The sequence below is a fragment of the Paenibacillus sp. XY044 genome (genome assembly GCF_002257645.1).
Lineage (GTDB): Bacteria > Bacillota > Bacilli > Paenibacillales > Paenibacillaceae > Paenibacillus_AQ.
This window is the reverse complement of record NZ_NQMO01000005.1, coordinates 495,724-521,518: the sequence shown is the minus strand read 5'-3', so window position 1 is coordinate 521,518 and position 25,795 is coordinate 495,724. Positions and strand designations below refer to the sequence as shown.

The 25,795-nt window shown below is 52.7% G+C and carries 21 protein-coding genes; 18 read left to right on the top strand and 3 right to left on the bottom strand.

Going from position 1 to position 25,795, the window contains the following annotated elements; all coding sequences use genetic code 11:
- The first annotated feature begins 2 nt into the window (after positions 1 to 2).
- The 11 genes from CJP46_RS22185 to CJP46_RS22135 all read left to right on the top strand — a co-directional run bounded on the left by CJP46_RS22185 (position 3) and on the right by CJP46_RS22135 (position 14,401).
- Entirely contained in the window at positions 3 to 2,006 is a 2,004-nt protein-coding gene (locus CJP46_RS22185; RefSeq protein ID WP_094597802.1) for a DHH family phosphoesterase, read from the top strand.
- On the top strand, positions 2,003 to 2,446 hold the full coding sequence (rplI, locus tag CJP46_RS22180; RefSeq protein ID WP_094597801.1) for a 50S ribosomal protein L9: 444 nt from the start codon (positions 2,003 to 2,005) through the stop codon (positions 2,444 to 2,446). Before CJP46_RS22185 ends, rplI begins: the two co-directional genes overlap by 4 nt.
- 1 nt (position 2,447) lies before the next feature.
- On the top strand, positions 2,448 to 3,809 hold the full coding sequence (gene dnaB, locus CJP46_RS22175; protein WP_094597800.1) for a replicative DNA helicase: 1,362 nt from the start codon (positions 2,448 to 2,450) through the stop codon (positions 3,807 to 3,809).
- A gap of 341 nt (positions 3,810 to 4,150) precedes the next feature.
- Positions 4,151 to 5,431 (top strand): adenylosuccinate synthase, encoded by a 1,281-nt coding sequence (locus CJP46_RS22170; RefSeq protein WP_094597799.1) that lies wholly within the window; start codon positions 4,151 to 4,153, stop codon positions 5,429 to 5,431.
- 472 nt (positions 5,432 to 5,903) lie between these two features.
- Complete coding sequence (locus CJP46_RS22165; protein ID WP_094597798.1) at positions 5,904 to 6,614, top strand: hypothetical protein; 711 nt, start codon at positions 5,904 to 5,906, stop codon at positions 6,612 to 6,614.
- Between the two features lie 246 nt (positions 6,615 to 6,860).
- Complete coding sequence (locus CJP46_RS22160; protein WP_094597797.1) at positions 6,861 to 8,432, top strand: M23 family metallopeptidase; 1,572 nt, start codon at positions 6,861 to 6,863, stop codon at positions 8,430 to 8,432.
- A 247-nt stretch (positions 8,433 to 8,679) separates the two neighbouring features.
- A complete protein-coding gene (gene yycF / locus CJP46_RS22155; protein WP_094597796.1) occupies positions 8,680 to 9,414 on the top strand; it encodes a response regulator YycF in 735 nt (244 codons plus the stop codon).
- Positions 9,415 to 11,253 (top strand): cell wall metabolism sensor histidine kinase WalK, encoded by a 1,839-nt coding sequence (gene walK / locus CJP46_RS22150; protein ID WP_094597795.1) that lies wholly within the window; start codon positions 9,415 to 9,417, stop codon positions 11,251 to 11,253. It begins immediately after the preceding gene.
- Positions 11,250 to 12,536, top strand: a complete 1,287-nt coding sequence (locus CJP46_RS22145; protein WP_094597794.1) for a YycH family regulatory protein — start codon at positions 11,250 to 11,252, stop codon at positions 12,534 to 12,536. The genes walK and CJP46_RS22145 overlap by 4 nt, the downstream gene beginning before the upstream one ends.
- Before the next feature lie 255 nt (positions 12,537 to 12,791).
- Positions 12,792 to 13,595, top strand: coding sequence for a two-component system regulatory protein YycI (yycI, locus tag CJP46_RS22140; protein ID WP_094597793.1), 804 nt, complete (start codon positions 12,792 to 12,794; stop codon positions 13,593 to 13,595).
- Positions 13,595 to 14,401 (top strand): MBL fold metallo-hydrolase, encoded by an 807-nt coding sequence (locus tag CJP46_RS22135; protein ID WP_094597792.1) that lies wholly within the window; start codon positions 13,595 to 13,597, stop codon positions 14,399 to 14,401. Before yycI ends, CJP46_RS22135 begins: the two co-directional genes overlap by 1 nt.
- Here the strand turns inward: CJP46_RS22135 and CJP46_RS22130 are convergent.
- Positions 14,370 to 14,576, bottom strand: coding sequence for a hypothetical protein (locus CJP46_RS22130; RefSeq protein ID WP_094597791.1), 207 nt, complete (start codon positions 14,574 to 14,576; stop codon positions 14,370 to 14,372). The genes CJP46_RS22135 and CJP46_RS22130 overlap by 32 nt on opposite strands.
- A gap of 765 nt (positions 14,577 to 15,341) precedes the next feature.
- Here CJP46_RS22130 and CJP46_RS22125 point away from each other — a divergent pair.
- The 3 genes from CJP46_RS22125 to rlmH all read left to right on the top strand — a co-directional run bounded on the left by CJP46_RS22125 (position 15,342) and on the right by rlmH (position 17,526).
- Positions 15,342 to 16,598 carry a S1C family serine protease gene (locus CJP46_RS22125; protein WP_094597790.1) on the top strand — a complete coding sequence of 419 codons (1,257 nt, stop codon included), beginning with the start codon at positions 15,342 to 15,344 and terminating at the stop codon, positions 16,596 to 16,598.
- Positions 16,599 to 16,711: 113 nt separating this feature from the next.
- Positions 16,712 to 16,879, top strand: a complete 168-nt coding sequence (locus tag CJP46_RS22120) for a CxxH/CxxC protein (RefSeq protein WP_094597789.1) — start codon at positions 16,712 to 16,714, stop codon at positions 16,877 to 16,879.
- 167 nt (positions 16,880 to 17,046) lie between these two features.
- On the top strand, positions 17,047 to 17,526 hold the full coding sequence (gene rlmH, locus CJP46_RS22115; protein WP_076172417.1) for a 23S rRNA (pseudouridine(1915)-N(3))-methyltransferase RlmH: 480 nt from the start codon (positions 17,047 to 17,049) through the stop codon (positions 17,524 to 17,526).
- A 117-nt stretch (positions 17,527 to 17,643) separates the two neighbouring features.
- Here rlmH and CJP46_RS22110 read toward each other — a convergent pair whose 3' ends face one another.
- Positions 17,644 to 18,828: an MFS transporter gene (locus CJP46_RS22110; protein WP_094597788.1), complete on the bottom strand. Its 1,185-nt coding sequence runs from the start codon at positions 18,826 to 18,828 to the stop codon at positions 17,644 to 17,646.
- Between the two features lie 356 nt (positions 18,829 to 19,184).
- Between CJP46_RS22110 and CJP46_RS22105 the strand changes: the two genes are divergently transcribed.
- Both CJP46_RS22105 and CJP46_RS22100 read left to right on the top strand, forming a co-directional pair.
- Positions 19,185 to 20,201, top strand: coding sequence for a zinc-dependent alcohol dehydrogenase family protein (locus CJP46_RS22105; protein WP_094597787.1), 1,017 nt, complete (start codon positions 19,185 to 19,187; stop codon positions 20,199 to 20,201).
- Between the two features lie 97 nt (positions 20,202 to 20,298).
- Positions 20,299 to 20,883: a TetR/AcrR family transcriptional regulator gene (locus CJP46_RS22100; protein ID WP_256992460.1), complete on the top strand. Its 585-nt coding sequence runs from the start codon at positions 20,299 to 20,301 to the stop codon at positions 20,881 to 20,883.
- Between the two features lie 403 nt (positions 20,884 to 21,286).
- On the opposite strand, the gene CJP46_RS22095 is transcribed toward CJP46_RS22100, so the two are convergent.
- Positions 21,287 to 22,237, bottom strand: a complete 951-nt coding sequence (locus CJP46_RS22095; protein ID WP_094597785.1) for an MBL fold metallo-hydrolase — start codon at positions 22,235 to 22,237, stop codon at positions 21,287 to 21,289.
- Positions 22,238 to 22,375: 138 nt separating this feature from the next.
- On the opposite strand from CJP46_RS22095, the gene CJP46_RS22090 reads away from it, so the two are divergent.
- Together CJP46_RS22090 and CJP46_RS22085 are read left to right on the top strand one after the other, a co-directional pair.
- Positions 22,376 to 23,215 (top strand): helix-turn-helix transcriptional regulator, encoded by an 840-nt coding sequence (locus CJP46_RS22090; RefSeq protein WP_094597784.1) that lies wholly within the window; start codon positions 22,376 to 22,378, stop codon positions 23,213 to 23,215.
- 638 nt (positions 23,216 to 23,853) lie between these two features.
- Positions 23,854 to 25,551: a M3 family oligoendopeptidase gene (locus CJP46_RS22085; RefSeq protein WP_094597783.1), complete on the top strand. Its 1,698-nt coding sequence runs from the start codon at positions 23,854 to 23,856 to the stop codon at positions 25,549 to 25,551.
- The last annotated feature ends 244 nt before the right edge of the window (positions 25,552 to 25,795 follow it).

Sequence of the window (25,795 nt, the reverse complement as noted above, 5' to 3'; positions counted from 1 at the left end):
TCATGCCTAAATTTCTACAGAAACGCTGGCACGGCTATTATACCGTCTGGGCGTTTGCGCTGATGCTGGTTCTGGTCATTATTGTGACCCGGTATAACTGGGCGCTGGGAATCGTCAGCCTCTGCCTTGTCGTAGCGCTTTGCTATGCGGTGCTGAAGAAGGAAATGGACTTCCGCAAAAAACTGCTTGAATACATTGGCGGCCTATCCTTCCGGGTGAAACGGGTGGAAGGAGAAGCGATCAACACGCTGCCCTTCGGGATCGTGCTGTACAGTGAGGACCGCGATATCGAATGGAATAACCGGTTCGTGTGTACCATGTTCGGTCAAAAGTCGCTTGTGGGCTCCAGCCTGTCCGAGCTGTTTCCCGATCTGATGCCGCTGCTTGCCGAGAAAAGGGACGGGGGCCGGGAAGCGCATAAAGATGGGCCTAAGGAGATTCAGACGGAAATCCAGGTGGGGGAGCTGCATTACCATCTGATTCTGAATACCGATGAGCGGCTGATTTATCTGTACGACGTAACGGAGATGGTCGTGCTCCGGGAGAAATACGAGGCCGAGAAGCTGGCGATCGGTATTATTATGATGGATAACCTGGACGAGGCGGCCCAGGGCATGGATGACCAGCAGCGCACGACGCTCATCGCGAAGGTGACCAGCGAAATTACGGAATGGGCGAAGCATTACGAGGTGTATCTGCGGCGTCTCTCGTCCGACCGGTACTTGATGATGCTGAACTACAGATCGCTGCAGGAACTGGAGAAAAGCCGCTTTGTCATTCTCGACGAGGTCCGCGAAATGACCGCGGAGCTGAAGGTGCCGATGACGCTCAGCATCGGGCTGGGCTTTGGCCCGGACAGCATCAGCGAGCTGGGCGAGCTGGCGCAGTCGTCGTTGGACATGGCCCTCGGTCGCGGCGGCGACCAGGCGGCCGTTAAGGCCGGCCAGCGGCTGTCCTTTTACGGCGGCAAGTCCAACGCCGTGGAGAAGCGCACGCGGGTCCGGGCGCGCGTCATCGCGCACGCGCTGCGCGACCTGATGCAGGAGAGCGACAAGGTGTTCATCATGGGGCACAAGATGCCGGATATGGACGTCATCGGCGCCTCGATCGGCGTGCTGAAGGCGGCGCAGATGTACAATGTTGAAGCATACATCGTGCTTCCGGGCACGAACCCGTCCATTGAGCGGATGATGACCCAGATTCAGAAGGACGAGAAGCTAGTCGAGCGCTTCATCTCGCCGGAGCAGGCGCTGCAGTTGATCAGCCCGCACAGCCTGCTGGTCGTAGTGGACACGCACAAGGCGTCCATGACGATTGAGCCGAAGCTGGTCCATCACGCCAGCCGGGTCGTCGTGGTCGACCATCACCGCCGCGGCGAAGAGTTCATCAACGACGCCGTGCTGGTGTACATGGAACCTTACGCTTCATCCGCGTGCGAGCTGGTGACGGAGCTGCTGCAGTACATCCATGAGAAAATCCAGCTCACGCCGCTAGAGGCGACCTTGCTGCTGGCTGGGATTACGGTGGATACGAAGCATTTTGCGCTGCATACCGGCTCCCGGACCTTTGAGGCAGCAGGCTTCCTCCGCCGGAGCGGAGCGGATACGATTCAGATCCAGCGGATGCTTAAGGAAGATTTGCAGGAATATCTGGCAAAGTCAGATATCATTAAGCATGCTAAAATGGTATATGATCATGTCGCTCTGGCCGTCACGGCTCCGGGGACGGTCATTCCGCAGCTGCTCATTGCGCAGGTGGCGGATACGCTGCTGAACATGACGGATGTGGTGGCCTCCTTCGTGATCAGTGAACGCCCGGACGGCTTGATCGGGATCAGCGCCCGTTCCTTCGGGAAGATGAACGTGCAGGTCGTAATGGAGCGCCTCGGCGGCGGAGGCCATCTGACCAATGCAGCCGTGCAGCTGAAGGGCACCGTCAAGGAAGCGGAGGCCCAACTGCTCGAAGTTCTTGCACAAATTGAGGAGAAAGAGGGGTTGTTCGAATGAAAGTCATTTTTATTAAAGATGTTAAGGGTCAGGGCAAAAAAGGGGACATTAAAGATATATCGGAAGGCTACGCAACGAATTTCCTCATTCCGCGCGGACTCGCCCGCGTGGCAACAGATGGCAACATGAAGACGCTGGAGAACCAGAACGCGGCTGAACAGAAGCGCAAGCAGCAGGAGAAAGAAGAAGCGCAGGTCCTCGGCAAAAAATTGGAAGAGATGGCCGTGCAGCTTAAAGCGAAAGCCGGGGAAGGCGGACGGCTGTTCGGAGCGATTACGAGCAAGCAAATTGCGGATGCACTCTCGCAGCAAGGCATCAAGATCGACAAGCGCAAGATCGAATTGGATGAGCCGATCCGGACGTTGGGCGTGACGCAGATGACCGTGAAGCTCCATTCGGATGTCAAAGCTACGCTGAAGGTTCAGGTCACGGAGGAATAAGATGGACGGAGAGCTCTTTTTCGACCGGATTCCCCCGCAAAATCTGGAGGCGGAGCAGGCGGTTCTAGGTGCGATTCTGCTGCAGAGCGAAGCTATGATCACCGTGATGGAGCGGGTAACGCCCGAGGATTTCTACGATGTCCCGCATCAGCTGATTTATGAGGCGATGATCCAGCTTGGAGAAGAGAACCAGCCCATTGATCTCATTACCTTAACCTCGCGTCTGCAGGATAAGGGGCAGCTGGAGGAAATCGGGGGCGTCAGCTACCTGGCGAAGCTGGCACATGCGGTGCCGACGGCAGCTAATGTGGAGTATTACGCCCAGATTATCGAAGAGAAGTCCATGCTGCGGCGGCTCATCCGCACAGCGACACAGATCGTCAGCGAAGGCTACACCGGCGGCGAAGACGTATCCGGCATGCTGAGCGACGCCGAGCGTCGCATCCTGGAAATTTCCAACCGGCGCAGCGGCAGCGGCTTTGTCGCCATCCGCGACGTCCTGATGGAAGTGTTCGAACGCGTTGAGGTGCTGCATCAGCAGAGCGGAAGCACCAGCGGCATACCGACAGGATTTGTGGATTTGGACCGGATGACTAACGGATTTCAGCGTTCCGACCTGATCATCGTGGCTGCACGTCCTTCCGTCGGGAAAACGGCGTTTGCCCTGAACATTGCCCAGAACGTGGCGGTGCGCGCGAAAGAAACGGTCGCGATCTTCAGTCTGGAGATGTCGGCGCCCCAGCTCGTCAACCGGATGATCTGCGCCGAAGCGAACCTGGACGCCAACCTGATGCGTACCGGTGATTTCAAGACCGATGAAGATTGGGCCAAACTGACCATGGGGATCGCTTCCCTGGCGGAGGCCGAAATTTATATCGATGATACGCCAGGCATTACCGTTGCGGATATCCGTTCGAAATGCCGCCGTCTGAAGAAGGAGAAGGGGCTTGGGATGATCGTGATCGACTACCTGCAGCTGATCCAGGGACGCGGCAAAGCAGGCGAGAACCGTCAGCAGGAAGTATCCGAAATTTCCCGTACCTTGAAACAGATCGCGCGTGAGCTCAGCGTGCCGGTTATTGCACTGTCCCAGCTCAGCCGGGGCGTGGAGCAGCGGCAGGACAAGCGTCCGATGATGAGTGACCTTCGTGAATCGGGTTCCATCGAGCAGGACGCCGACATCGTTTCGTTCCTGTACCGCGACGACTACTATAACCAGGAGACGGAGAAGAAAAACATCATCGAGATCATTATCGCCAAGCAGCGTAACGGTCCGGTGGGCACCGTCGAACTGGTCTTTATGAAGAATTTCAACAAATTCGTCAATTATGAGCGGACGCATACCGACGCATTCGCGATGTAGCGAAAGCCGGGCGTTGTCGTTCGCGAGAACGGATAAATGGATCAAATCGGCCTTATATACGGTAATCCATATTTCTGAGAATGCTTGTCTTATTTCCGAACAATTGTACTTTAGACAGTGCAATTGTTCGTTTTTTATTTGACTTTGAAAATGGGGACTGTTACACTGGTAATGCTGCTTTAGCACAGTCCAGCGCTCATCTTCGCAAAAGAAGTGCCGGGTCTTTGTGTGCCCTTAACCGGAGGCAGCTTGAAATGGTGCATAATCAGACTTGCAGGTAAACATAATGAAATAAGCTTTTAATTAAAATGCGGTGGTACACACCAAGCGGGGGAATGAACATGTCAACAGTAGTCGTTGTGGGAACACAATGGGGAGACGAGGGCAAAGGCAAGATTACGGATTATCTTGCAGAAAGCGCCGATGTGGTGGCCCGGTATCAGGGCGGCAACAATGCCGGTCATACCATTCTGATTGACGGTAAAAAATATAAGCTCAGCCTGATTCCATCCGGCGTATTTTATTCCGATAAAATTTGCGTCATCGGCAACGGGATGGTTATCAATCCGGCGGCACTGCTCGAAGAGATCAAATACATTCATGATAACGGATTTACGACGGACAATCTGAGAATCAGCGATCGCGCGCATGTCATTATGCCGTATCACATGGTGCTGGATGGTCTGGAAGAAGACCGCAAAGGGCCGAACAAGATCGGCACGACCCGGAAAGGGATTGGCCCATGCTACATGGACAAGGCGGCTCGTAACGGCATCCGGATCTCCGATCTGATGGATCCAGAGGAGTTCGAACTGAAGCTCCGCCATCTGATGAAAGAGAAGAACCAGGTCATCGAAATGTACGGCGGGGAGTCGCTGGACGTGGAGGAAACGCTGAAGCAGTACCTGGACTACGCGGAGCAAATCCGTAAGTACGTTACCGATACCTCGGTCGTCCTGAACGACGCGATTGACGAAGACAAGAAGGTGCTGTTTGAAGGCGCGCAAGGGGTCATGCTGGACATTGACCAAGGCACATACCCATACGTTACTTCGTCCAACCCGTCCGCGGGCGGCGTATGTATCGGTTCGGGTGTAGGCCCGTCCAAAATTCAGCAGGTCATCGGCGTGGCCAAGTCCTACACGACCCGTGTGGGCGACGGACCGTTCCCGACCGAGCTGAACAACGAGATCGGCGATTATATCCGGGAAAAGGGCCATGAGTACGGCACCGTAACCGGTCGTGCGCGCCGTGTCGGCTGGTTTGACAGCGTTGTGGTTCGCCACGCCCGCCGTGTCAGCGGCCTGACAGGACTGTCGCTGAACTCCCTGGACGTGCTTACAGGACTGGATACGGTCAAAATCTGTACCGGATACAAATACCGTGGGGAAATCATCACGCACTACCCGTCCAGCCTGAAAATGCTGGGCGAATGCGAAGCGGTGTACGAAGAAATGCCGGGCTGGCACGAAGATATCTCTGGCGCGAAGACGCTGGACGATCTGCCGGAAACGACTCGCAACTATGTCAACCGCGTATCCGAGCTCACAGGCATTCCGATTGCCATCTTCTCGGTAGGACGCAACCGCAACCAGACCAATCAAGTGCTGACGATCTATTAATCGTCAATAGGCCTGGAAGCAGGCGAATATATATCAGCTTTTATCGAGGAGGTCACCTCGCTGCCAATTGCGGCGGGGTGGCCTTTTTTTGATTTATAGAATTTATATTTTCCGGAGTCCCACGAAGTACCTGAGTAAGCATCGAAGCCAAAGCCTCACGGTGTGGGGTTATTTTGCGTACCGCAGGATTGAATCCTCCCCATCCCGTCAATACTGCTAGATATATAGAATGAATTGAAGTTTACAGGATGTCTTCAGTTCATTCTATAGGGTAGAGCCATTTCATAGAGTTCAGCCATGTGCCTCTGACAGAGTCGGAGCAAGGTAGATTCGGGGCGGCTTGGCCCAAGGCGTTTATGCTCTAATCAATGGACGATTTTACGTATCGGCAAGAATGGGTCGCAAGGACTAACGGCTCGATTCCGGGAAACGCCCGGACAAGGGCCGGAAAGGGCAAAGGAGGAGGGACGTCATGAAGATTGCGCAATGGCTGCTGAAAACGGTGCTGACTGTGGTGCTGATCAGCGGCTTGACGGTGCTTACGACGGGAGCCGTCGTGAATATGTATGTCCAATCGCTGCTGGCCAGCTTTAACATTCAGTTGGAGGGCCAGCCGGTGGGGTTTGGGGGCATGATGAAAGGGATGCTGGGTTTGAATACCGCCAAGGATAAGAAACCTGTTCAAAAGACGGCTAGTACTGCTGAAACGGCGGGCGATAGCAAGACCTCGGAGGGAAGTGCGAATACAGCAGAAAACGGAACAGGCAGCACGGCGGGAGCGGGAGAAACTACCGGGTCCGAGGCTGGAACCTCCGGCAGTACGGCCGGTACGGAGACGGGGGGAACCGCGGATGCTGAGGGTGCGGATGCCCCGGATGATGCGCTGCCCGTTATGGGACAAGGCTTGAGCGAATCGGCCATGGGCGGACAGTCTGCAGCGGATCAGCAGGTCGTCATGAGTCCGGACGAAATGATTCAGAAGAAGGATGGGCTGACCGCGTCCGAGAAGGAGCAGATTTTTAACATTTTGATGAAAAAGCTGCCGCAATCGGAAATGCAGAAAATTTCGGCTGCCATGGAGGACGGCCTGACCGAGCAAGAATTATCGACAATAGAAGACACGATTTCCAAGTACTTGACGAAGGAAGAATATGCCGCGCTTAGCAAACTGCTGGAGCAATAGACAGCTGGAAACACTGGGCGATCAAACCCAGTGGAGGAAGTTGTAACCTTTTAATAAATTAAAGCGATGCAATCCACATATAGGTAAATAACAAAAACCCGCGCCGGATGCGGGTTTTTCGCTTTGTACCGAGAGTTGAATTGTTTGTAAACGTTGTGTTAAAGTATAGATTGTGTTAAAAGGTATCAAAAATTTAACTTTTTCGTCATTTTTGAAAAAGCATACAAAGCAAACAAGGAGAGACTTATGAAGGGTTTTAAGGGTAACCGCTGGAAGGAGAATAATCAAGTTTCGACAAATTCCGCGCAACTCTCCGGAAAGCAGGATGAACATCAGGATATGGGCGCTGCGACGCCTGGAACCGAACCTCAAGGGCGGAAATGGAGCGCTCCACGGAAATGGATCGCGGGGACGGCCGGTGCGGTCATCGTTATCGCTGGACTTGTGTATGCAGGCAATCAGTACGTCAATGCCAATATGGTCCCGTATTATCATGTCCTTGTACATAATCAGGAAATCGGGACGGTCAAGGATCCCTCTCAAATCGATAAGCTGTTCAACCAGAAGCAGCAGGAATATCAAGATAAATATCCGGGCGTGGAGATGGTGCTTCAGACAGACGGCATCACGACGAAAGTCGAGAAGGCGTTTCAGGCCAGTCCGGATACGGATAATACGCTCAAGAAGCTGGACGGCATGCTCAAGGCTTACGCCGAAGGCGTGGAGCTGAAGGTGAACGGCAAGGTCGTCGGCATTGTGAAGGACCAAGCCACGGTAAATACCGCGCTGGAACAGGCGCAGATGAAGTTCGCACCAAAGGCTGTAGTCACGGCGGCCAGCGGGAAGGATAAGGCGGAAGCGAAGTTGAAGAACATGGCAGCCACCTCCTCCTCTGCGAAAGTCGAGAGAACGCCGGGAGCCTCGGTCCAAAAGGTGTCTATTGAGGAGAAGGTGACAGTGGCGCCGGTCAAAGCCGACCCGAACAAAGTGCTGACCGCAGCGGAAGCGGCCAAACTGCTAACGACGGGGCAAGAAGCGCCGCTCGTGTACACGGTGGAGGAAGGCGATACGATCAGCACGATCGCGAACCAGTTCAAGATCAGCCAGAAGGAGATTTTCAGCAACAACCCGGATGTGAAGGAAAAGTACCTGCAAATCGGGGATCAACTGAAGCTGACGGTACCGAAACCGCCGATTACGGTCAAGACGGTGGAGAAGGTGACCGAGCAGGTATCGACCGCGCCGGAAATCGAAATCCGCAAGAGCAAGGACCTGCCGGCCGGCAAGACCAAGGTCGTTCGTCCCGGACAGGAAGGCCTGAAGGTCATGACCTATCAGGTCACGAAGGAGAACGGGCAGGTCGTCAACGAGCAGTGGCTCGGACAATCGGTCGTGAAGGCTCCGCTGAAAGAGATCGTCCTCCAAGGAACAAAGGTTCCGGGCAAAGGCTCCGGACAGTTCGCCTGGCCGGTGAGCGGCCATATCATATCCAGCTCCTACGGCACCCGCTGGGGCAAGATGCATAAGGGCATCGACATGGTATCCGGCAACCGGACGATCATGGCGGCCGATGACGGCACGGTAACCTTTACAGGCCAAATCAGCGGCTACGGCAACGCCATCATCATCAGCCACGGCAACGGCTATGAAACGCTGTACGGGCATTTGAAGAGCATTTCCGTTCACAGCGGCCAGAAAGTGAGCCAGGGTGAAAAGATCGGCATCATGGGCAGCACCGGGCATTCGACCGGCACCCATCTGCATTTTGAAATCCACAAGAACGGATCGATTCAGAACCCGATGAAATATTTGAACTGAGTTTTGTGCAGTAACGTTAAGCTGGTCCGGAATATGGCTATCATACGTTTTATATTCGAAGCATGGTCTCCTGAGGGAGGCTGTGCTTTTTTTATGTCATGAGCGAAGGTTTGCAAGAAATTTTCATGAAAAGGAAAGGATTACTGTCAAAACTGCGGTTATGCGGGATGTGACGGGCTTCCAGGTATGGTAGAATAAAAAGGACAGTTTCAATAAGTACGGAGAGAAAACGAGGTGGGGTCAGCCGATGCAGGGAACCATTTTGGTCGTGGATGATGAACAGCCGATTGCCGATATTTTGAAATTTAATTTGGAAAAAGAGGGGTACGAGGTCATCTGTACCTTTGACGGCGTCAGCGCCGTGGAAATGGCCTTGTCTGCGCAGCCGGACCTGATGCTGCTGGATCTGATGCTGCCCGGCAAGGACGGCATGGACGTGTGCCGCGAGGTGCGCGCCGCCGGGATGGAGCTGCCGATCATTATGCTGACGGCCAAGGACGAGGAGATCGACAAGGTGCTGGGCCTGGAGCTTGGGGCGGATGACTATGTCACCAAGCCGTTCAGCACGCGCGAGCTGCTGGCCCGGGTCAAAGCGCAAATGCGGCGCCAGAACAAGCCGGGTGGTACGGAAGCGGCCGCCGCGCCTGCCGCGGAAACGGCTAAGCAGGGCGTGCAGCTGTTCAGCCTGTTTATCGATACGGATATGTATTTGGTGTACAAGGACGGCGAAGCGCTGGATCTGACGCACCGGGAGTACGAGCTGCTGTATTATTTAGCCAAAAATGCGGGCAAAGTCATGACGCGGGAGCATCTGCTCCAGGCGGTATGGGGGTTCGAATACTTCGGCGATGTTCGTACCGTCGATGTGACGATCCGGCGCCTGCGTGAGAAAATCGAGGAGAATCCGAGCAAGCCGGAATACATCCTTACCCGGAGGGGGCTAGGTTACGTCATGCGGAGCCCCAAAAACGGAGGCCTGTAAATGAAATGGCCCTCCTTTTTCCGCACGATTCAGGCGAAGCTGATCATCATTTATGTGCTGCTCATTCTGATCGCGATGCAGCTGATCGGGGTGTATTTTGTCAGCGCGATGAAAAATTCCCTGACCAGCAACTTTACGAAGGACTTGCAGGAGCGGGCCGAGCTGCTGTCGGTGCTTGCGGCGGATAAGCTGGGCGGCACCGGGGACACGGGAGAAAACAATCCGGTGGAGAGCCTGGGGGCGATCGTCAACAACCTGTTCAATCTGAATGGGGCGGAGATTCAGGTGCTTGACGCCAGCGGCAAGGTGCTGATCACGTCTTACCCGTCGCATGCGGACTATGTCGGGAAGAAGAACACGCAGACGGTTGTGAGCCGGGCGCTGCAGGGCATCAAGGACAATGAGGAATATGTCATCGATGAAGACAATGTGCGAAAGAAGGTCGTCGCGAAGCCGGTCATGAACAATGGGAAAATTGTGGGTGCCATCTACATCGTCGCTTCGATGAAGGAGCTTTACGACACGATGGGCCGGGTGAACAATATTTTTATCTCCGGCATCCTGCTGGCGCTGGGGATGACCTGCGTGCTCGGCGTCATTCTGGCTCATACGATCACTCACCCGATCAAGGAAATGACCAACCACGCCACCGCTGTGGCCGAGGGCAGCTTCGACCAGAAAATGCCCGTATTCGGCAACGATGAAATCGGCCAGCTCAGCGAGGCGTTTAACTATATGACTTCACGGCTGCGCGAAGCGCTGATTCAGAACGAAGAGGAGAAGGAAAAGCTCGCTTCGATCCTGACGAACATGAGCGACGGCGTGATCGCGACGGATGACGCCGGCAAGGTCATTCTGATGAACCGCCGTGCCGGAGCGATTCTGGGCGTCGACGAGGATGAGCTGGCGGGAAGCGATATCGCTCAAGTGCTCGGGCTGACGCCGGAGCAGGCGGATACGTTCACGGAAGGGACTTACGTGACGATGCTGCTGCAAATCAGTCCGGAAGAGGAAAAGGAGAAATCGCGCCATTATATGGTGCGCGTAACCTTTACACCGATTCACCGCCGCGAATTCGGCATCACGGGCACGATCGCGGTACTTCAGGACGTGACGGAGCAGGAGAAGCTCGAGGCGTCACGCCGTGAGTTCGTGGCGAACGTGTCGCATGAGCTGCGCACGCCGCTCACGACGATCAAGAGCTACACCGAAGCGCTGGATGACGGTGCCCTGGACGATCCGCCGCTGGCGGCGCGGTTTGTCGGGGTCATCCAGAACGAAACGGAGCGGATGATCCGCCTCGTGACGGACCTGCTCCATCTGTCCAGGCTGGACAACAAGGAAGCGCTGCTGCGCAAGCAGCCGACCGATGTGCTGGAAATGCTGGAGGACGTGTCCGACCGGTTTTCTTTTCAAATGCGGCAGAAGGGCATTCAAGCGGCAGTTCGCGTGGAGGAAGGTGTCCAGAAGGCGCCGTTCGACCGGGACCAGATCGATCAGGTGCTCGACAACCTCGTATCCAATGCGCTGAAATATACGCCGTCCGGCGGAAGCATCACGATGGAAGCGGCGTTAACCGAAGGCCGCCTGCTCGCCATATCGGTGCAGGATACCGGCATCGGCATTCCGAAGAAGGACCTGGACCGGATCTTCGAGCGCTTCTACCGGGTAGACAAGGCCCGTTCCCGCAATATGGGCGGCACCGGCCTCGGATTGTCCATCGCCCGCGAGATCGTGCTCGCCCACGGCGGCACCATCTCCCTTCAGTCGGAGCTGGGGCAGGGCACGAAGGTAACGTTTACGCTGCCTCTGAGTGACGAAGGGGGGAGCGCCTCATGAAGGAGAAGATGAAATCGATCCTGCTGGCGCTGCTCGTTGCCGGCAGCCTGGTGCAGAGTTATTATCTGATTTACCGGCTGCCGGGAGGGGACTCGATCGCCAAAACGGAGAACAATTATATCAAAACGGACAATATGGGACCGGAGGAGAGTGCCGAGAACCTGATTTATCCGGATAAGATGCTGATTCATATGGGAGAAGGCAAGCACACGGTCTTCTACCCGAACTCTACGTTCTATAACTTGATTTACTCGCGTCTGAAAGGACGCAGCTTCGAGAGCTTCCAGCGCCGCCCGGTGGAGAACACGGACTGGAACAAGATTAGGAGCGAGGATCCCGGCATCGAACTGACCTTCGGGTCGGGCATCCCGGTATCGCTGCTCCAGCGCGTCATGCAGATCGCGCCGGATTCGCTGTTTGAAGCCGAGCGGATCGACCGGATCTGGATTTACACGTCGCCGAACGATTCCAAGACGCATGCGATGTTTTTCAGTACCGAAGGCGACGTCGTCTATGAAGCCGGCAAAGTCGACCTGACGGTGCAGGACGTGCAGCAGCATGTTGATTTCGGAAAAGAATGGACGGCCTACTCCTCCGAGGCAGGCGGGAAGTATTATGTGCCGGAGTCGTCCGTCCAGATGGTGGAGGCCGAGGTCAATATCGGGGTCTATACGGTGGAGCAGATGCAGCAGAGCCTCTTCTTCGATCCCGGCATTACGCGGTACATCCAGGAAAAGGACGGATCGGAGATTTATACGGACAGTAAGCGGAGCCTCCAGGTGCGGCAGGAACAGAAATGGATCAGCTACACCGATCCGGCCGCGCCGCCGGCGGGTGAGAGCAGCGCCGGGAAGGATGCGCTGGCGGCCGTTGATTTCGTTAACGAGCATGGCGGCTGGAACGGGACATACCGGCTCGGCCAGTCCGGTACTGGAGAGGACCGGAGCCAAATCGTGTTTCAGCAGTATTACGGCGCTTATCCGATCCTGGACACGCTCAATTTCCATTACGGCACGATCCGGTTGAACCTGCAGCAGGGAACCGTTTCGGCCTATGAGCGGTCCCTGATCTATATGAAATCCGGGGAGCAGCATAAGACGATGGTGAAGCTGCCGGGCGGTGCCGGGCTCAAGGAGAAACTGAGTCAGATTGCCAAGGGTTCGGCGATTGAGGATTTGTATCCGGCGTATTTGCCGGTGCTGACCAAGACTGGAACGGGTCTGAAGCTGACGCCGGTCTGGGCGGTGAAGCAGGAGAGCGGAGCCGTGACGGTGATCCATTAAAGGACGCCATCCTTGGCATGATTCAGGTTGACCTATGGAAAAGTGTGGCGTAAGGTGGGAGTAGCCGGAAATGCTGCTTGGCAATCCTAATTTGACTACTGCAAAAGATGAGCTATACCGGACGCAGCATCAAGATACGAAGGTTTATTCGGAAGGAGCGCAGCTCCATTTTCATAACGATGGGAAAGACCCCGGGCTAGCTGAAGTTTTGGGAAACAAGGCTTGATCCAATTTCGGGTAAAAGGAGGGCAAGGGATGGATTGGGGAAGGGCCAAAAACGTGCTGATTTACGCTTTTTTGCTGTTGAACCTCGTGCTGGGCTATCAGCTGTGGGCCGACGTGCGCGAACAGGCGGACACCAATCTGGACTTTGCCTCCCTGGCGGACAGTACGCAGAAGGCGATGGAGGAAAAATCGATTCAGCTGCTGTGCCCGATTCCGAGCATGACGCCCGCGCTGCCCAAAATCTCCTACCACTACCTCAGCGGGGAAAGCATCGGTAAGCCGGTCACGCTGAAGAAGCCGGTCGAGAGCAAGCTGATCTTTATGGACACCGACCTGGTGGAAGCCATGGGTGACCAGATTCCCGAGTTCGGCAACTACCGGTATGACCCGCAGGCGAGTCAGGAAATGACGAATTCGGAGCTGGAACGGGTCAAGGTTGCCGGTGCCGCGGGCCGCTTCGTGCTGCATACGCTGGTGGACGGCAAATGGCCGCTGTTCAACGATCAGCTCGAGCTGTACTACAGCGAGCAGAAAATCGTGTCGTACCGCCAGTCACTGGTGGAAATCGCCCCGATGGGGGACGAGCAGGAGCAGAAGATTTTACCGGCATCCGGTGCGTTGAAACGGCTTGTGGATGCTTTTATCCCGGAAGGTTCGGCCATTAAGGATATTCAGCTCGGCTATTACGGCCAAGTATTTAACTCGGAGAGCCAGGTGGCTGCGCCATCATGGCGGTTTACGCTGGAGAGCGGGGAAGTCTATTACGTACAGGGGATCAGCGGTGACGTGACCGTGAACAGCCCCAAGAGTGAAGAGGGAAAGGAGCAGGGATAATGGGCATATCTTTTACTGTCCTGTCGAGCGGTTCGACGGGAAACGCAACCGTGGTCAGAAACGAAGACACGACGTTGATCATTGATGCCGGGCTTAGCGCCAAGCGGATTGACGAGTTGATGGAGCAGCGGGAGCTGTCGGGAGAGGAACTTGACGGAATTCTCGTCACCCATGAGCATTCCGACCATATTAAAGGGCTCGGTGCCGTGGCCCGCAAATACGACCTGCCGATCTATGCTAACGAGAAGACATGGGAGGCGATCAACAAGTCCGTCGGCAAAATCGCCGAGGAGAAACGCATCGTGATGGACAGTGGCGAGGTGCGGGACTTCGGATCGCTGCGGGTGGAATCTTTTCAAATCTCGCATGACGCGGCAGAGCCGGTGGGCTACTGCTTCTACGACGGTGACGAGAAGCTGAGCGTGGCCACGGACCTGGGCTATATGAGCGATAAGGTGAAGCAGGCCATCAGCGGCTCAGATGTGCTGGTGCTGGAGGCTAATCACGATATCGAGATGCTCCGGATGGGCCGGTATCCGTGGAACACCAAGCGCCGCATTCTGGGCGACCTCGGGCACTTGTCCAACGATGCCGCAGGCGAGGCGATGAGTGAACTGCTGACCGGAGACCTGAAGCGCACCTATCTGGCGCATTTAAGCCGGGACCACAATCAGATGGATTTGGCGAAAATGACCGTACGTGCCGGGATGGAAGACCGGGGATGCTTTTATAAAGACAGCGAATTTAAACTGTGCGACACCTATTACGACCGGCCTACACCGTGGGATAAGGTGAGTGAGCCATAAACGCGTCTAGCTCCGCCGCTTTTCTCTCCACCTCTTCGCGGGTGAGAATACCCTTGTCAATGAGCAGCTCGATGATGGTGCTTAGGGCAAGGGTGTTGCGGTAGTGCTCGTCCTTTAAATCCCCCAGCTTGGCCATCATATTGACATAATCCATAGAAGACGGAAAACGTTCCATAAGGCAGTTCCTCCTTGTCGTTTCATCATCATTTCAATTCCATAACCCACCAATTACGCAAGCGATAAAAAATTAGGGCAACCGCCGCACTTATGTTACAATAAAGTCTGCGAGGGCTTGCAGAAAGCGGGTTTGACTACGGAGTCCACCCTGCTGTAAACAGGTCATGCTTCGCCCATTTTCATAGTTTCATCAGGTTTTACTTTTATTCTAGTCTGTTTATCCTGGAAACATTCCTGTTTCTATGAAATAAATCTCATGTGCTATATAGATTGAACTAAAGAAAGCCACATTTTTGACACGGTTATTCCCCGTGGATCAAGGAATGACAAGTAAAAACTTTAATTCATTCTATATATATAGATTGAACTAGAGTCTTGCCTTGAACATGTTATAACGGCCCCATACGGCCAATAACATTCATTTCTTTAGTTTTATTCTATCTAGAATCCGAAATCGACGTGGGTGAGTCCCATACATATGTGAGTGACAGGCACTCGGTTGCTTCAAATTTGCTGCTTAGATTCAGCCCAATGTGGTAATGTAAAAAATAAAGGGTCTGCCGCGTGCAACCTTGATGTACTAGAAGCAGTTATTAATAATATAGGCAGTCCGAGTTAGAAGCTTACAAGAACATGCCGCCACGTCAAAAGTTATACAGAATCGGCCATAGGCGATGAAAGACTTTATTTCCGCCAAAGTCGTCTGTATGGATGAATCTCACACGATTTTCGGGATGTGTTACAACAAAGGGGAGAGGATCACATGGGGCTGTTTCGTGACGATTTTTATTCGACCAAAATTTCCAAACGGCGGCGAAGCCTTCGCAAAGTTTATCCTGCGCAAAAAGTCTGGGGCAGAAGCAGGCGCGGCCGGGGGACGTCCACATTATTCGTGGCGACGGTCAGCTCTGTCATCAGTGCGGTGGTAGCGGTGCTTCTCTTCAGCCTCATCACCGGCCTTCCTTCCCATACGAGGGAACTTGCCGCAGTCAGTGCGGTGAATTCGACCCCGCTGGACGGCAGCGGAGATCCGTTCGACCGGCTGGTTCAGGCAGCGGCCAAAGTTCGCCCGACCGTCGTCAGTATCGTAAACTATAAGGACGCGAAGGACGCGGAGAAGGGAACGACCGACCTGGAGGATTCGGCGCTCGGATCGGGGGTCATTTTCAAGAAGGCGAACGGCAAGGCTTATGTCATTACCAATAACCACGTCATTGAAGGCTCGCAGGACCTGGAAGTGATGACGGTCGGCGGGGATATGAAGAAGGCGACGCTCGTCGGTACCGATAAAGTGAGTGATATCGCCGTCCTTTCAGTGGACGACAAGAATATCACCGATGTAGCCGAAATGGGCGATTCTACGAAGCTTCGTCTAGGGGAGACGGTGTTCGCCATCGGTAACCCGCTCGGGCTCGGAGATACGCTGACGTCTGGTATTATCAGCTACACCAACCGGGTTGTGCCGGTGTCGCTGAACCAGGACGGCGTGTACGACTGGGAGCAGGAAGTGATCCAGACCGACGCGGCCATCAATGAAGGCAACAGCGGCGGTGCGCTGGTGGACCTGAACGGCAAAGTGATCGGCATCAACACGATGAAGATTTCCGATGCCGGCGTGGAGGGCTTGGGCTTTGCCATCCCGGTCGATCAGGTGATGAAGACGGTGGATGAGTTGATGAAAGACGGCAAGATCTCACGACCTTATCTGGGCGTGTACACCGTGGACCTGAACAACCCGTACGCTCCACTGGATGACGATCAGCGTAAGGAGCTGAAGCTTCCGGCTGACGTGAAGGACGGCGTGGTCGTGCTGGATGCTATCGGTCCTGCCAAGGATGCCGGGCTGAAGCTGAACGACGTCATTACGGAATTTAACGGGGACCCGATCAAGTCTACGCTGGAGCTGAAGAAGTATCTGTATGATCATGTGAAAATCGGCGATATGCTCAAGGTCACCTTCTACCGGGCAGGCCAGCAGGAGACCGTAGACGTCAAGCTTGCCGACAAGCCGGATTCCTAAAATAGGACGTGTGATCCGGTCCAAAACCGGATATAATGAGAGCCATAGGTTTTCGGATGTTCAACAGCCAGAAATACGTACATTGTGTGCAATTTTAGAGGGGATGCCATTCTATGTTTGTCGTTTGTAAAGACCATGTGGAGCTCGCGATCGATATGTTCGTCGACGAGTACGAGGACGCGCCGGATATCGTGGACCTGAAGGAGACGGAGTTCTCCGATTGGGACCCGCCCGTACAGTGCGCGCACTGCGATCAACCGGCCAAGTTCCTGGTCGTGTAGCCGCAGGGTCGGCAGGAAATGCTATGAAGAGATGAATAGCGATGGGGAGAGCGTGGAGACACGCTCTTTTTTACTTTCAGGGAGTGAATCGGAATAGGGCTCCGAAGAATAAATAGGGCCCTGGAATAGATAGGATTGTGGAATGGATAAAGAGTGGAGGGGTATTCATGCTGATTCAAATTATCGGCGTCGGCAAGCTGAAAGAGAAGTATCTGGTGCAGGGCATCCAAGAATACGCTAAGCGGCTGACGCCTTACATTAAGTTTCAGATGGTGGAGGTCGCGGATGAGAAGGCCCCCGACACCTTGAGCGAAGCCGAGGTGTCGATCGTAAAGGAGCGCGAGGGCGAACGCATCCTCGCGCACATTAAAGAGAGCGCGCATGTGATCGCGCTCGCCATTGGCGGCCAGCTCTGGAGCTCGGAAGAGCTGGCCGCTGAGATCGACCGGCTCGGCACCTACGGGACGAGCCATGTCGTGTTCGTGATCGGAGGGAGCCACGGGCTCTCCGATCCGGTGCTGCGCCGCGCTCAGCAGCGCTTGAGCTTCGGGCGCATGACGCTGCCGCACCAGCTGATGCGGTTGGTGCTGGTAGAGCAGATTTATCGTGCGGTGAAGATCAATCGGGGGGAACCTTATCATAAGTAGAGCGAAGTTTAAGGCTTTTACTGTGCAAAGTTCAGAAGGATACTGCGCAATTTTGAAGGCTGCCGCTAATGATCTGGCAACAGCCCAGCAACTTCCTCAGTACCTCGAATTATGAGACTAACTAACAGGATTATCTATTCTGTGCACACCTGCTCTACTCCCTTTCTGCTTACGTGTGACGGAAATCGCGGCGGAAAGGAAGGCCAGCAAGCCAAAGAGTCCGGCCGCCCAAGGGTTTGCTTTTACGGAATGATAGTTGACGATCGCACCTCCTACCGCAGAACCGATGGAGATACCCAAGTGCATAAACGAAGTAAACAGTCCGATCTGAATATCCGACGATTCAGGAGCCGATTGAATCAAGTAACTCTGCACCGGTGCCGCGGGCGCAAATGCGAGTGCTCCCCAGACGATAACGACAGGCAGCAAGCTGATGAGAGAAGTTGTCGCATACGGCAATAGGAGTAGAACAGATGCAAACAAGATAAGTAAAATGAGAAACGAACGGGCACCGCCAAGTTTGTCGGTCATCCAACCGCCGATCCATCCCCCTACTACCCCTCCCATGCCGAGTAGCAGAAATACAATTCCGATTGTGCCGGAAGAGAGCCCCATCGTCGATTGGAGGAAAGGAGATAAGTAGGTGTACATTGTAAAATGGCCAATGAGCATCAATGCCACCATGAGCTGTGCAAAAATGATTTTTGAGCTTCTCAAGGCAGCGATTTGCTTGGACAACGAGGCGGATGGCTGAGGAGGAACTTTGGGCAAATAGCGCCATAGGCCAAGGAAGACGATCAGGCCGAGTACGGCAATCAAGGCGAAGGTCATCCTCCAGTTCGTCAAGCCTGCGATTAAGGTTCCAATCGGTACTCCGAGTACCAAAGAAGCGCTAATACCGGTAAAGACGAGTCCCATCGCCCGCCCGACTTTGTCAGGAACGGTAATGTTCGCCGCTAGGATTAGCGAATTGACCACGACAACCGAACAGCTTGCCGCTGTAATTGCCCGGGCCACGATCAGAATCGAGAAATTGGGGCTCACCATGGAAACCACATTTCCGACGATAAATACGAACATCGCGGCTAACAGAAGCTTGCGACGTTCAATTCTGGAGGTTAAGGCTCCGATAATGGGCGTGCCTAACGCGAAGACCAGCGAATAAACCGTAACGAGCAAACCAGTCATGCCGATCGACACGTGCAGCTCTTGGGCGATGCGGTCCAATATGCCAGCTACGACGAGCTCGACAGTGCCGGTCACGAAAGTAGCCAAGACCAATAGATAAATGCCTCGATTCATCTCTCCACTCCTTCTCAACGCTTTAATCCTTGTTTATTATGTAATGATAACAAAACTGTTCTGTTCTGTTATCACCAAGATAATACAGTACTGTTCTGTAATGTGTCAAGCGTGGCAAATCGATTGCACACGAATGTATTCCAGAAGGGAATCGGTAAGATGCCTCACCCGTAGATGCCTCCAAACATGGAATCTCTTTCTGCCTTTTCTATGGAGGACTAGCCGGCCAAAATAAAACTTTTAAGTTTAGGTATTGACACGTTACAGAACAGTGCTGTAATTTATAGATCGAACATAAAACAGAACAGTTCTGTTTTATTATTTGGGGATTTTTATTATCCGGAAGGAGAATTACGATGAGAAGTTATCACGTAAAGAATGGCAAGGGACTAGAAAGTCTTGTTGTTACCGAGCGGGATATTCCAACACCAGGTTCTCATGAAGTTTTGCTTCGAGTGAGAGCCACTTCTTTTAATTACAGAGACGGCTTAATCATGAGCGGTGCATATCCGTTGCCGGTTAAGGAACCCTCTGTGATTCCACTGGCTGACGGGACTGGGGAAGTAGTGGCGGTAGGCTCGGGAGTTACGCGGGCCCAACCGGGAGGCCGAGTCGTGGTGAACTCTCTCGTTCATTGGATCGAAGGCCCTTTTATCGGTTGGGAAGAGCACGGAACGCAATTCAGCGGTTCGCTGGACGGGTTCCTGTCGGAATATATCGTGGTGAGCGAAGAGGTGGTTTTGCCTATTCCTGAACACTTAACCTACGAAGAGGCTGCAACCTTGCCAGTATCGGCTCTTACCGCCTGGAATGCTCTTACGGGTTTTCGACAGCCTACAGAAGAAGATACGGTACTGGCGCTAGGGTCAGGTAGTGTTTCCCTGTTTGCTATCCAATTCGCGAAGTCGTTTGGTGCTCGCGTCATTGCAACAACGACGAACGAGGACAAGATCGATAGACTTGCCGCACTCGGAGCGGAGGTCATTCATTCCCGAACGACGTCCAATTGGCATGAGACGGTAAGAGATATGACGAATGGACGGGGGGCTCAAATGATTATCGAGAATACGAATCCGGGAACGCTTGAACAGTCTATCCATGCAGCGGCGATATCGGGGCTGGTGAGCGTGGTCGGATGGATTCCTAGCAGCGTTAAGACGATGGACATCAGCGCTTTCTACTTTAATATGGTGACACTCCGACCTATCATGACCGGCAGCCGTAACCAATTCGAAGAGATGAATCAATTCATTGCCGAGCACAGGATTAAACCCGTTATTGACCGAATCTTTCCGTTCGAAGAGGCAAAAGAGGCTTATGACTATTATATGAATTCCCGGTCATTCGGTAAGGTCGTCATTCATATGGACTAAGCGTTGCGGTGATGAACGTGGCCCTTGCAGCAAAAGAAACATCCGTGATATTGTAAGATCACAGAACAGTTCTGTTGTGTGAAGGAGGATGACCAACATGGCCGCACCACGTTCATCGCCGCGTCAACGTCTTTTGGAGACGGCGAGCGATTTGTTCTACCGAATAGGTATTCGTTCCGTTGGAGTTGACACGATCTCCGAACAATCGGGAGTGGGGAAACCTACAATGTACCGACATTTCTCAACCAAGGACGAGCTAATATCTGCCTATCTAGAGGAGGAGAACCGGCGGCATTGGCAATGGTTCGAAGAAGTACTAACCGCTTATCAAGGAAATGCAAAGGCTCAGTTATTGGCTTTGTTAGAGGTAACTGCACAAATGATCTCCGAACCGGGTTATCGAGGTTGCGCTTTTCTCAACGTATTAGCCGAATTTTCCGACGAGGGACATCCCGCTCGTAGACAAGCAATTGAACATAAGCAGGAGCTTAATCGCCGATTGTATGATATCTGCCGGGAAGCAGGTGCACTCGACCCTAAGGTCCTTGCCGATCAGCTCTCGCTGGTTATTAATGGGGCTCTAGCTTCGGCTCCTATATTTGGAGCTGCCGGTCCGACCGGACAACTCACTGCAATTGGGACCCATCTGATCAATCTTCAGTTTAATGCGCCAAACGGATAATTTGAGTCCATACACGAACCGCAACGAGGGTGCCAAATTCGGTATCCCCGTTGCGGTTCTCTGCTTAACTGTGAGAGTGATGACATTCGCTCGGTCAGCCAAGGACACCTCATTGAGAGCGTCCTTCGTTTCGCTCTATAGATGATAAGGAGAACCGTATCACAAGTGACGCGAAAATTTTTGCGAGCAGGTATTGATCCATTTCACTGTTTATCGAGATAATATCGTTGAGATAAGGAGGGGTTGGATTGACTACTTATGCTCGTATTCTATACCCCGATAGAGCAGAAGACATAAGACAGAACCCTGCATTACGTCAAGGATATCGTATCACTGGCCTGACTTGATCAAATTTTATACGTGCTCTTATGATATAGTAGCCTGTGAAGTACCCTCAAATTCTTCAGGATGGTGCCTCTCTATTCGTGGTATACGTCCACGTGTATTCAATCGGTTCCCACGACCAATTCACGTCGCGCTTTAAGATCCGCCCCAAGCTCGGCCAGGGGAAATGATAGGCTAGCACCAGCAGTTGTTCCTCGGCAGCGCGGTTCAGCAGCATGCGCCGCGTGCGGACGGTCTGCTCAGGGTCCAAATCGAAGACGGTAAGCCAGTCGGGGTGTTCCGGCGTCAGCTTATAATGAGACCAAGCGTCGCCGACTACCAGCATCGAATCGCCTTTGGAGGAAACAAGGAACGCGCTGTGCCCGGGCGTCTCTCCTTTGGCGGAAATCGCGGCAATTCCCGGAATAATGACTTCTTCATCATCGATCAGCCTTAGTTTTGGTTGAAGGCGAGCAAGGCAGTCCTGAGCCAATTGCACCGTTCTTTGTTTGAGAGGTTCCGGGAGTGCTAGAGAACTTAAATCGGGCTGTTCCATCCAGAACGTCCACTCTGCTTTGGAGAGTACGTAAGTGGCGTTAGGAAAAGAAAATCGATTTTCTTCGTCGAAGATTCCGCCATAATGATCGGTGTGAGCATGAGAAAGGATGATGGTATTAATCGACTCAGGAGCAATGCCGAATGCTTGCAGGTTCGAACGCACCTTACCGATGAAGTCTGCTCTGCCGCTCGGTCCCGGCAAATGTCCAAGCCCCGTATCGATAAGAATTTGATGCTGTCCTGTATGAATGTACAGAACGCTAATCTGCATCGGCACATGCGTACTCGGCAAAGCATATTCTCTGAGGGTGGCAGCTACTTCTTCTTTGGTTGCATTTGTTATGAGAGAGGTAGGCAGCGAATAGCTTACCTCATCACTGATTACAAGGCAGTAGAAATCTCCGAGCGTTAAGGGATAGACTCCGGCAGGACGGATATCCGGCGTGCTTGATTGGAAATGATTCTGCATCATGTAGACTCCTTTTTCTTTGATTAAGATGGGGGATCTCAATGTTGTTTCGCTTGTTGAACTTGATTATACTGTATTTGTGCCGGCGGGACGTGGGCGCCTTAATCATAGGTTTCCTAGTAACAGTTAGGAGCGGTGGATATGAACGATAGCGAGCGACGCAAGGTGCTCGGCGAGTTTTTACGCAATAGACGGGCAAATCTTTGTCCGGGTAACGCAGGGCTCCCGCCCACCAAGCCCCGCCGGAAGCCGGGGTTGCGCCGCGAGGAGGTTGCGCAGATCGCCAATGTTGGCGTTTCCTGGTACACCTGGCTGGAACAAGGACGCGATATTCACCCTTCAGTGCAAGTACTGGAAAGCCTGTCCCGGGCGCTCAGACTTACCCCGGACGAACGGCGCCATCTCTACCTGCTCTCCGGGCAATCGCTCCCACCTCAAGTGAATCAAATAGAGGAAAAGACCGGCTCCTTATTGCAGCAAGCGGTCAATGAACTCGGATCGGCTCCTGCCATTGTGATCGGACGGCGCTGGGATTACTTAGTGTGGAACAAAGCGGCCAACGACATATTTGCGATTTCCCAGCCTGATCGGATAAACCCGTCTTACGAATTGAATTTGCTGTGGCAGTTTTTCGCCAACCCGGTATTGAAAGGGCGATTCCGGGCTTGGGAGCAGGTCGCGAGCGGCGTGGTGGCGGAATTTCGCACGGCAAAAGCCCGTTATTTGGAGGATTCTTCGTTTGACGGGCTAATCGAGGATTTGAAGGCAGTCAATGCCGATTTTGGCCGGCTATGGCTGCAACACCATGTTCGCAGCGTCCTTGATGGATATATAGCGTTGGAGCATCCTGGGCTAGGGATTCTGGAATTCGAGCATATCACGCTGCAGGTTCCCAGCGATCCGGACATCAGAATGATGATGTTCTTGCCGTTACAGGAAACGCGAAACAATCTGGTTCATTATTTTGAACGCAATCTGTAAGGTGATCCACGTGCACCTCAAAGTGCCTCGCCACCGAATCGTCAGCCTGTCTTGCAGATCATAGAAATAAAATCCATGTGAGCATCAACGAAGGAGCATGCTGCGGCAGCTCCTTTATCGATTTTCGCCGATGGTACCGTTAAGGAGAACCGTATCACAAGTAACGTCGAAAAATTTTGAGATAAACTCATAATGAGGAGTGAAGCTTTAACCAGCTTCACTCCTTTTTTTATCGGTTTTATCAATGAAAAGTAAGTTTAGATTGACGATTGCATTAAGATAACGGGCAGAGTAGCATTGTCGGATGACAAGTATATGCTCCGATTGCCGAACCGATAATCAGGCCGCCGATTACTTCATTTTTCGGCGATAGCCACCGTGTCATGAGGTGGACGAAATTTACCTTCGTAACTATTGAAGAATTCAATAAATTACTTCTCACCTGAACTTGAAGAATATATTTCCTTGAGGGTTGCTGCTGGAATGAGAAAGTCCCGAAAGGTTCCTAGGTTAGTTTATCCGAAATCGGTTGGTATGTATAAGAAGTATTTAATTAAGTAAAGAGATAAATTTATCGGTCTAAAATTGGTAATTTAAGGTATGATGGAATTGAGATTACTAAATGGGGGGTACAAAGCATGTCTGAATCATCTTCTATAAAGTATTATTCCGACGCCGTCAATTTGAATGACCTAGAAGCGCTAGAAGCCAGATTGCAGCAGATGCTCCAGCAGGGAATTAAGTCCGTTGCCGATTTGGAGGAATGGCTCGAGGGGGAGAGGAAGTTACGGGAGGAGATTGGAGAGGCAATGTACGGTCACCAAATCGACTTCTATCGTGATACTATAAATGCTGTCATGCGCGATATCTTTTCACACGATCAAACCGCTGTGCAGCCAATGCTGATGAAATATCAGGCAGAATTCGACAAGAAGTTATTGGACAGTTCGTTTCACGAACAGTTGGACGATAAGAAATACGGCCTGATGCTTAAAGTGCGGCGAACGAAGGCGGAACTATTTCGCGAAGAGAATATTCCGCTTACCGTTCGGGAGCAAGAACTGGTCACTGAGTACAATGAGATTATGGGTGGTTTGAGCATCGAATGGGATGGCAAAACAAAACCTTATTCATTCGTGGAGGGACAATTGGACAGTCCGGATCAAGTAATTCGCGAACGAGCTTGGCGTGCATTGGCCGATGCTAGGTTACGTGTAAAGCCGCAAATGGATGAAATGATGAACGAATTGGTGAGTCTTCGGCACAAGATGGCTGTCAATGCTGGTTTTGATAATTACCGCGACTACATGTTCACGATGAAGAACCGCGAATATAGCATCCAAGACTGTTATGACTTCCATGATTCTGTGGAGAAACACGTTATCCCCGCATGGGACCGTCTTGCCGGCATTATGCAAACAAGCCTAGGCGTAGAATCTTACCGCCCATGGGACAAAGGCCCGTGCTTGATGCAAGGTGCGCCGTTCCAAACGGTTACCGAGTTGATGGACGGCGTGGATCAGATGCTTGGCATGACCGATCCCTATTTCCAGGAAAGATTCCGTCACATGCGCGGGAATGGGCTGCTCGATCTGGAGGTTCGTCAAGGAAAGGCGCCCGGCGGGTTCTTAGAATTCCTGCCAGCGTCCCAAAACGCATTTATATTTTGTAATTTCAGTCCATCGTTCTTCGCGCTCATTGCCCTGATTCACGAAATGGGTCATGCGGTGAACGCGTATCTGCAGTACGAATCCGGGGAAGGGATTCAAGATCACCAACTTCGTGCGGAAGTAGCAGAGCTTTACTCCCACGGTTTGGAGCTGTTGCTGCTCGACAAGCTTCATTTATTCTATACCGATGATAAAGAATGCAGGAATGCACAACGTGAAGAACTTAGCCGAGCATTCACCATGCTTATCGGGCCCGTCGCAGGCGACTTGTTTCAGCATTGGCTCTATACGAATCCGGATCATACACCGGAAGAGAGAGATGAGAAGTATTTAGAATTAGAAAAACGCTTCACATATCACCCTGTAGATATTACGGGTCTTGAGTCTGAAGTGGCAACCAAGTGGACCGCTATCATTCACTATTTCGGTTATCCGTTCTACAATATCGAATATTCAATGTCGATGGTGGGCGCTCTGCAGTTATTACAAATCTACCGGGAAGATCCGGCTAGAGCGACGTCGTTATACAAGCAGGGAGCAGGTGCGGATCCCAATCAAACTATAGCCGATATTTATCGCGATACGGGTATTGAATTTGACTTTACGGAACGATGTCTGGCGAAGACCTCCAAATTTGTGATGGGTTTGATTAATGAGCTGCAGTAACAGGATCAGTTCGAATGCTATATGTTTACATACGCTATTTGTCACACTCTTTGGGAAATAAATGTACAGTAGTGTTTTTTTTCGCCTTTTTGCTTGGGGATTACTATTCGCCTACTAGGCTGGCTTCTTCTAAGTCATTCCTTAAAATTTGACTTGTAGACGCAATCAGTAGTACCGTCTCTGTAGTTTTTACTAGCCAAAATATGGGGACATCTCGGTCAACTAGTAAACGCTAGCAAGATTA

What these genes read in the sequence shown, in the direction of transcription:
- CJP46_RS22185 (WP_094597802.1), top strand. Translation starts at nt 3, where the DNA reads ATGCCTAAATTTCTACAGAAACGCTGGCACGGCTATTATACCGTCTGG.
- rplI (WP_094597801.1), top strand. Translation starts at nt 2,003, where the DNA reads ATGAAAGTCATTTTTATTAAAGATGTTAAGGGTCAGGGCAAAAAAGGG.
- dnaB (WP_094597800.1), top strand. Translation starts at nt 2,448, where the DNA reads ATGGACGGAGAGCTCTTTTTCGACCGGATTCCCCCGCAAAATCTGGAG.
- CJP46_RS22170 (WP_094597799.1), top strand. Translation starts at nt 4,151, where the DNA reads ATGTCAACAGTAGTCGTTGTGGGAACACAATGGGGAGACGAGGGCAAA.
- CJP46_RS22165 (WP_094597798.1), top strand. Translation starts at nt 5,904, where the DNA reads ATGAAGATTGCGCAATGGCTGCTGAAAACGGTGCTGACTGTGGTGCTG.
- CJP46_RS22160 (WP_094597797.1), top strand. Translation starts at nt 6,861, where the DNA reads ATGAAGGGTTTTAAGGGTAACCGCTGGAAGGAGAATAATCAAGTTTCG.
- yycF (WP_094597796.1), top strand. Translation starts at nt 8,680, where the DNA reads ATGCAGGGAACCATTTTGGTCGTGGATGATGAACAGCCGATTGCCGAT.
- walK (WP_094597795.1), top strand. Translation starts at nt 9,415, where the DNA reads ATGAAATGGCCCTCCTTTTTCCGCACGATTCAGGCGAAGCTGATCATC.
- CJP46_RS22145 (WP_094597794.1), top strand. Translation starts at nt 11,250, where the DNA reads ATGAAGGAGAAGATGAAATCGATCCTGCTGGCGCTGCTCGTTGCCGGC.
- yycI (WP_094597793.1), top strand. Translation starts at nt 12,792, where the DNA reads ATGGATTGGGGAAGGGCCAAAAACGTGCTGATTTACGCTTTTTTGCTG.
- CJP46_RS22135 (WP_094597792.1), top strand. Translation starts at nt 13,595, where the DNA reads ATGGGCATATCTTTTACTGTCCTGTCGAGCGGTTCGACGGGAAACGCA.
- CJP46_RS22130 (WP_094597791.1), bottom strand. Translation starts at nt 14,576, where the DNA reads ATGGAACGTTTTCCGTCTTCTATGGATTATGTCAATATGATGGCCAAG.
- CJP46_RS22125 (WP_094597790.1), top strand. Translation starts at nt 15,342, where the DNA reads ATGGGGCTGTTTCGTGACGATTTTTATTCGACCAAAATTTCCAAACGG.
- CJP46_RS22120 (WP_094597789.1), top strand. Translation starts at nt 16,712, where the DNA reads ATGTTTGTCGTTTGTAAAGACCATGTGGAGCTCGCGATCGATATGTTC.
- rlmH (WP_076172417.1), top strand. Translation starts at nt 17,047, where the DNA reads ATGCTGATTCAAATTATCGGCGTCGGCAAGCTGAAAGAGAAGTATCTG.
- CJP46_RS22110 (WP_094597788.1), bottom strand. Translation starts at nt 18,828, where the DNA reads ATGAATCGAGGCATTTATCTATTGGTCTTGGCTACTTTCGTGACCGGC.
- CJP46_RS22105 (WP_094597787.1), top strand. Translation starts at nt 19,185, where the DNA reads ATGAGAAGTTATCACGTAAAGAATGGCAAGGGACTAGAAAGTCTTGTT.
- CJP46_RS22100 (WP_256992460.1), top strand. Translation starts at nt 20,299, where the DNA reads ATGGCCGCACCACGTTCATCGCCGCGTCAACGTCTTTTGGAGACGGCG.
- CJP46_RS22095 (WP_094597785.1), bottom strand. Translation starts at nt 22,237, where the DNA reads ATGATGCAGAATCATTTCCAATCAAGCACGCCGGATATCCGTCCTGCC.
- CJP46_RS22090 (WP_094597784.1), top strand. Translation starts at nt 22,376, where the DNA reads ATGAACGATAGCGAGCGACGCAAGGTGCTCGGCGAGTTTTTACGCAAT.
- CJP46_RS22085 (WP_094597783.1), top strand. Translation starts at nt 23,854, where the DNA reads ATGTCTGAATCATCTTCTATAAAGTATTATTCCGACGCCGTCAATTTG.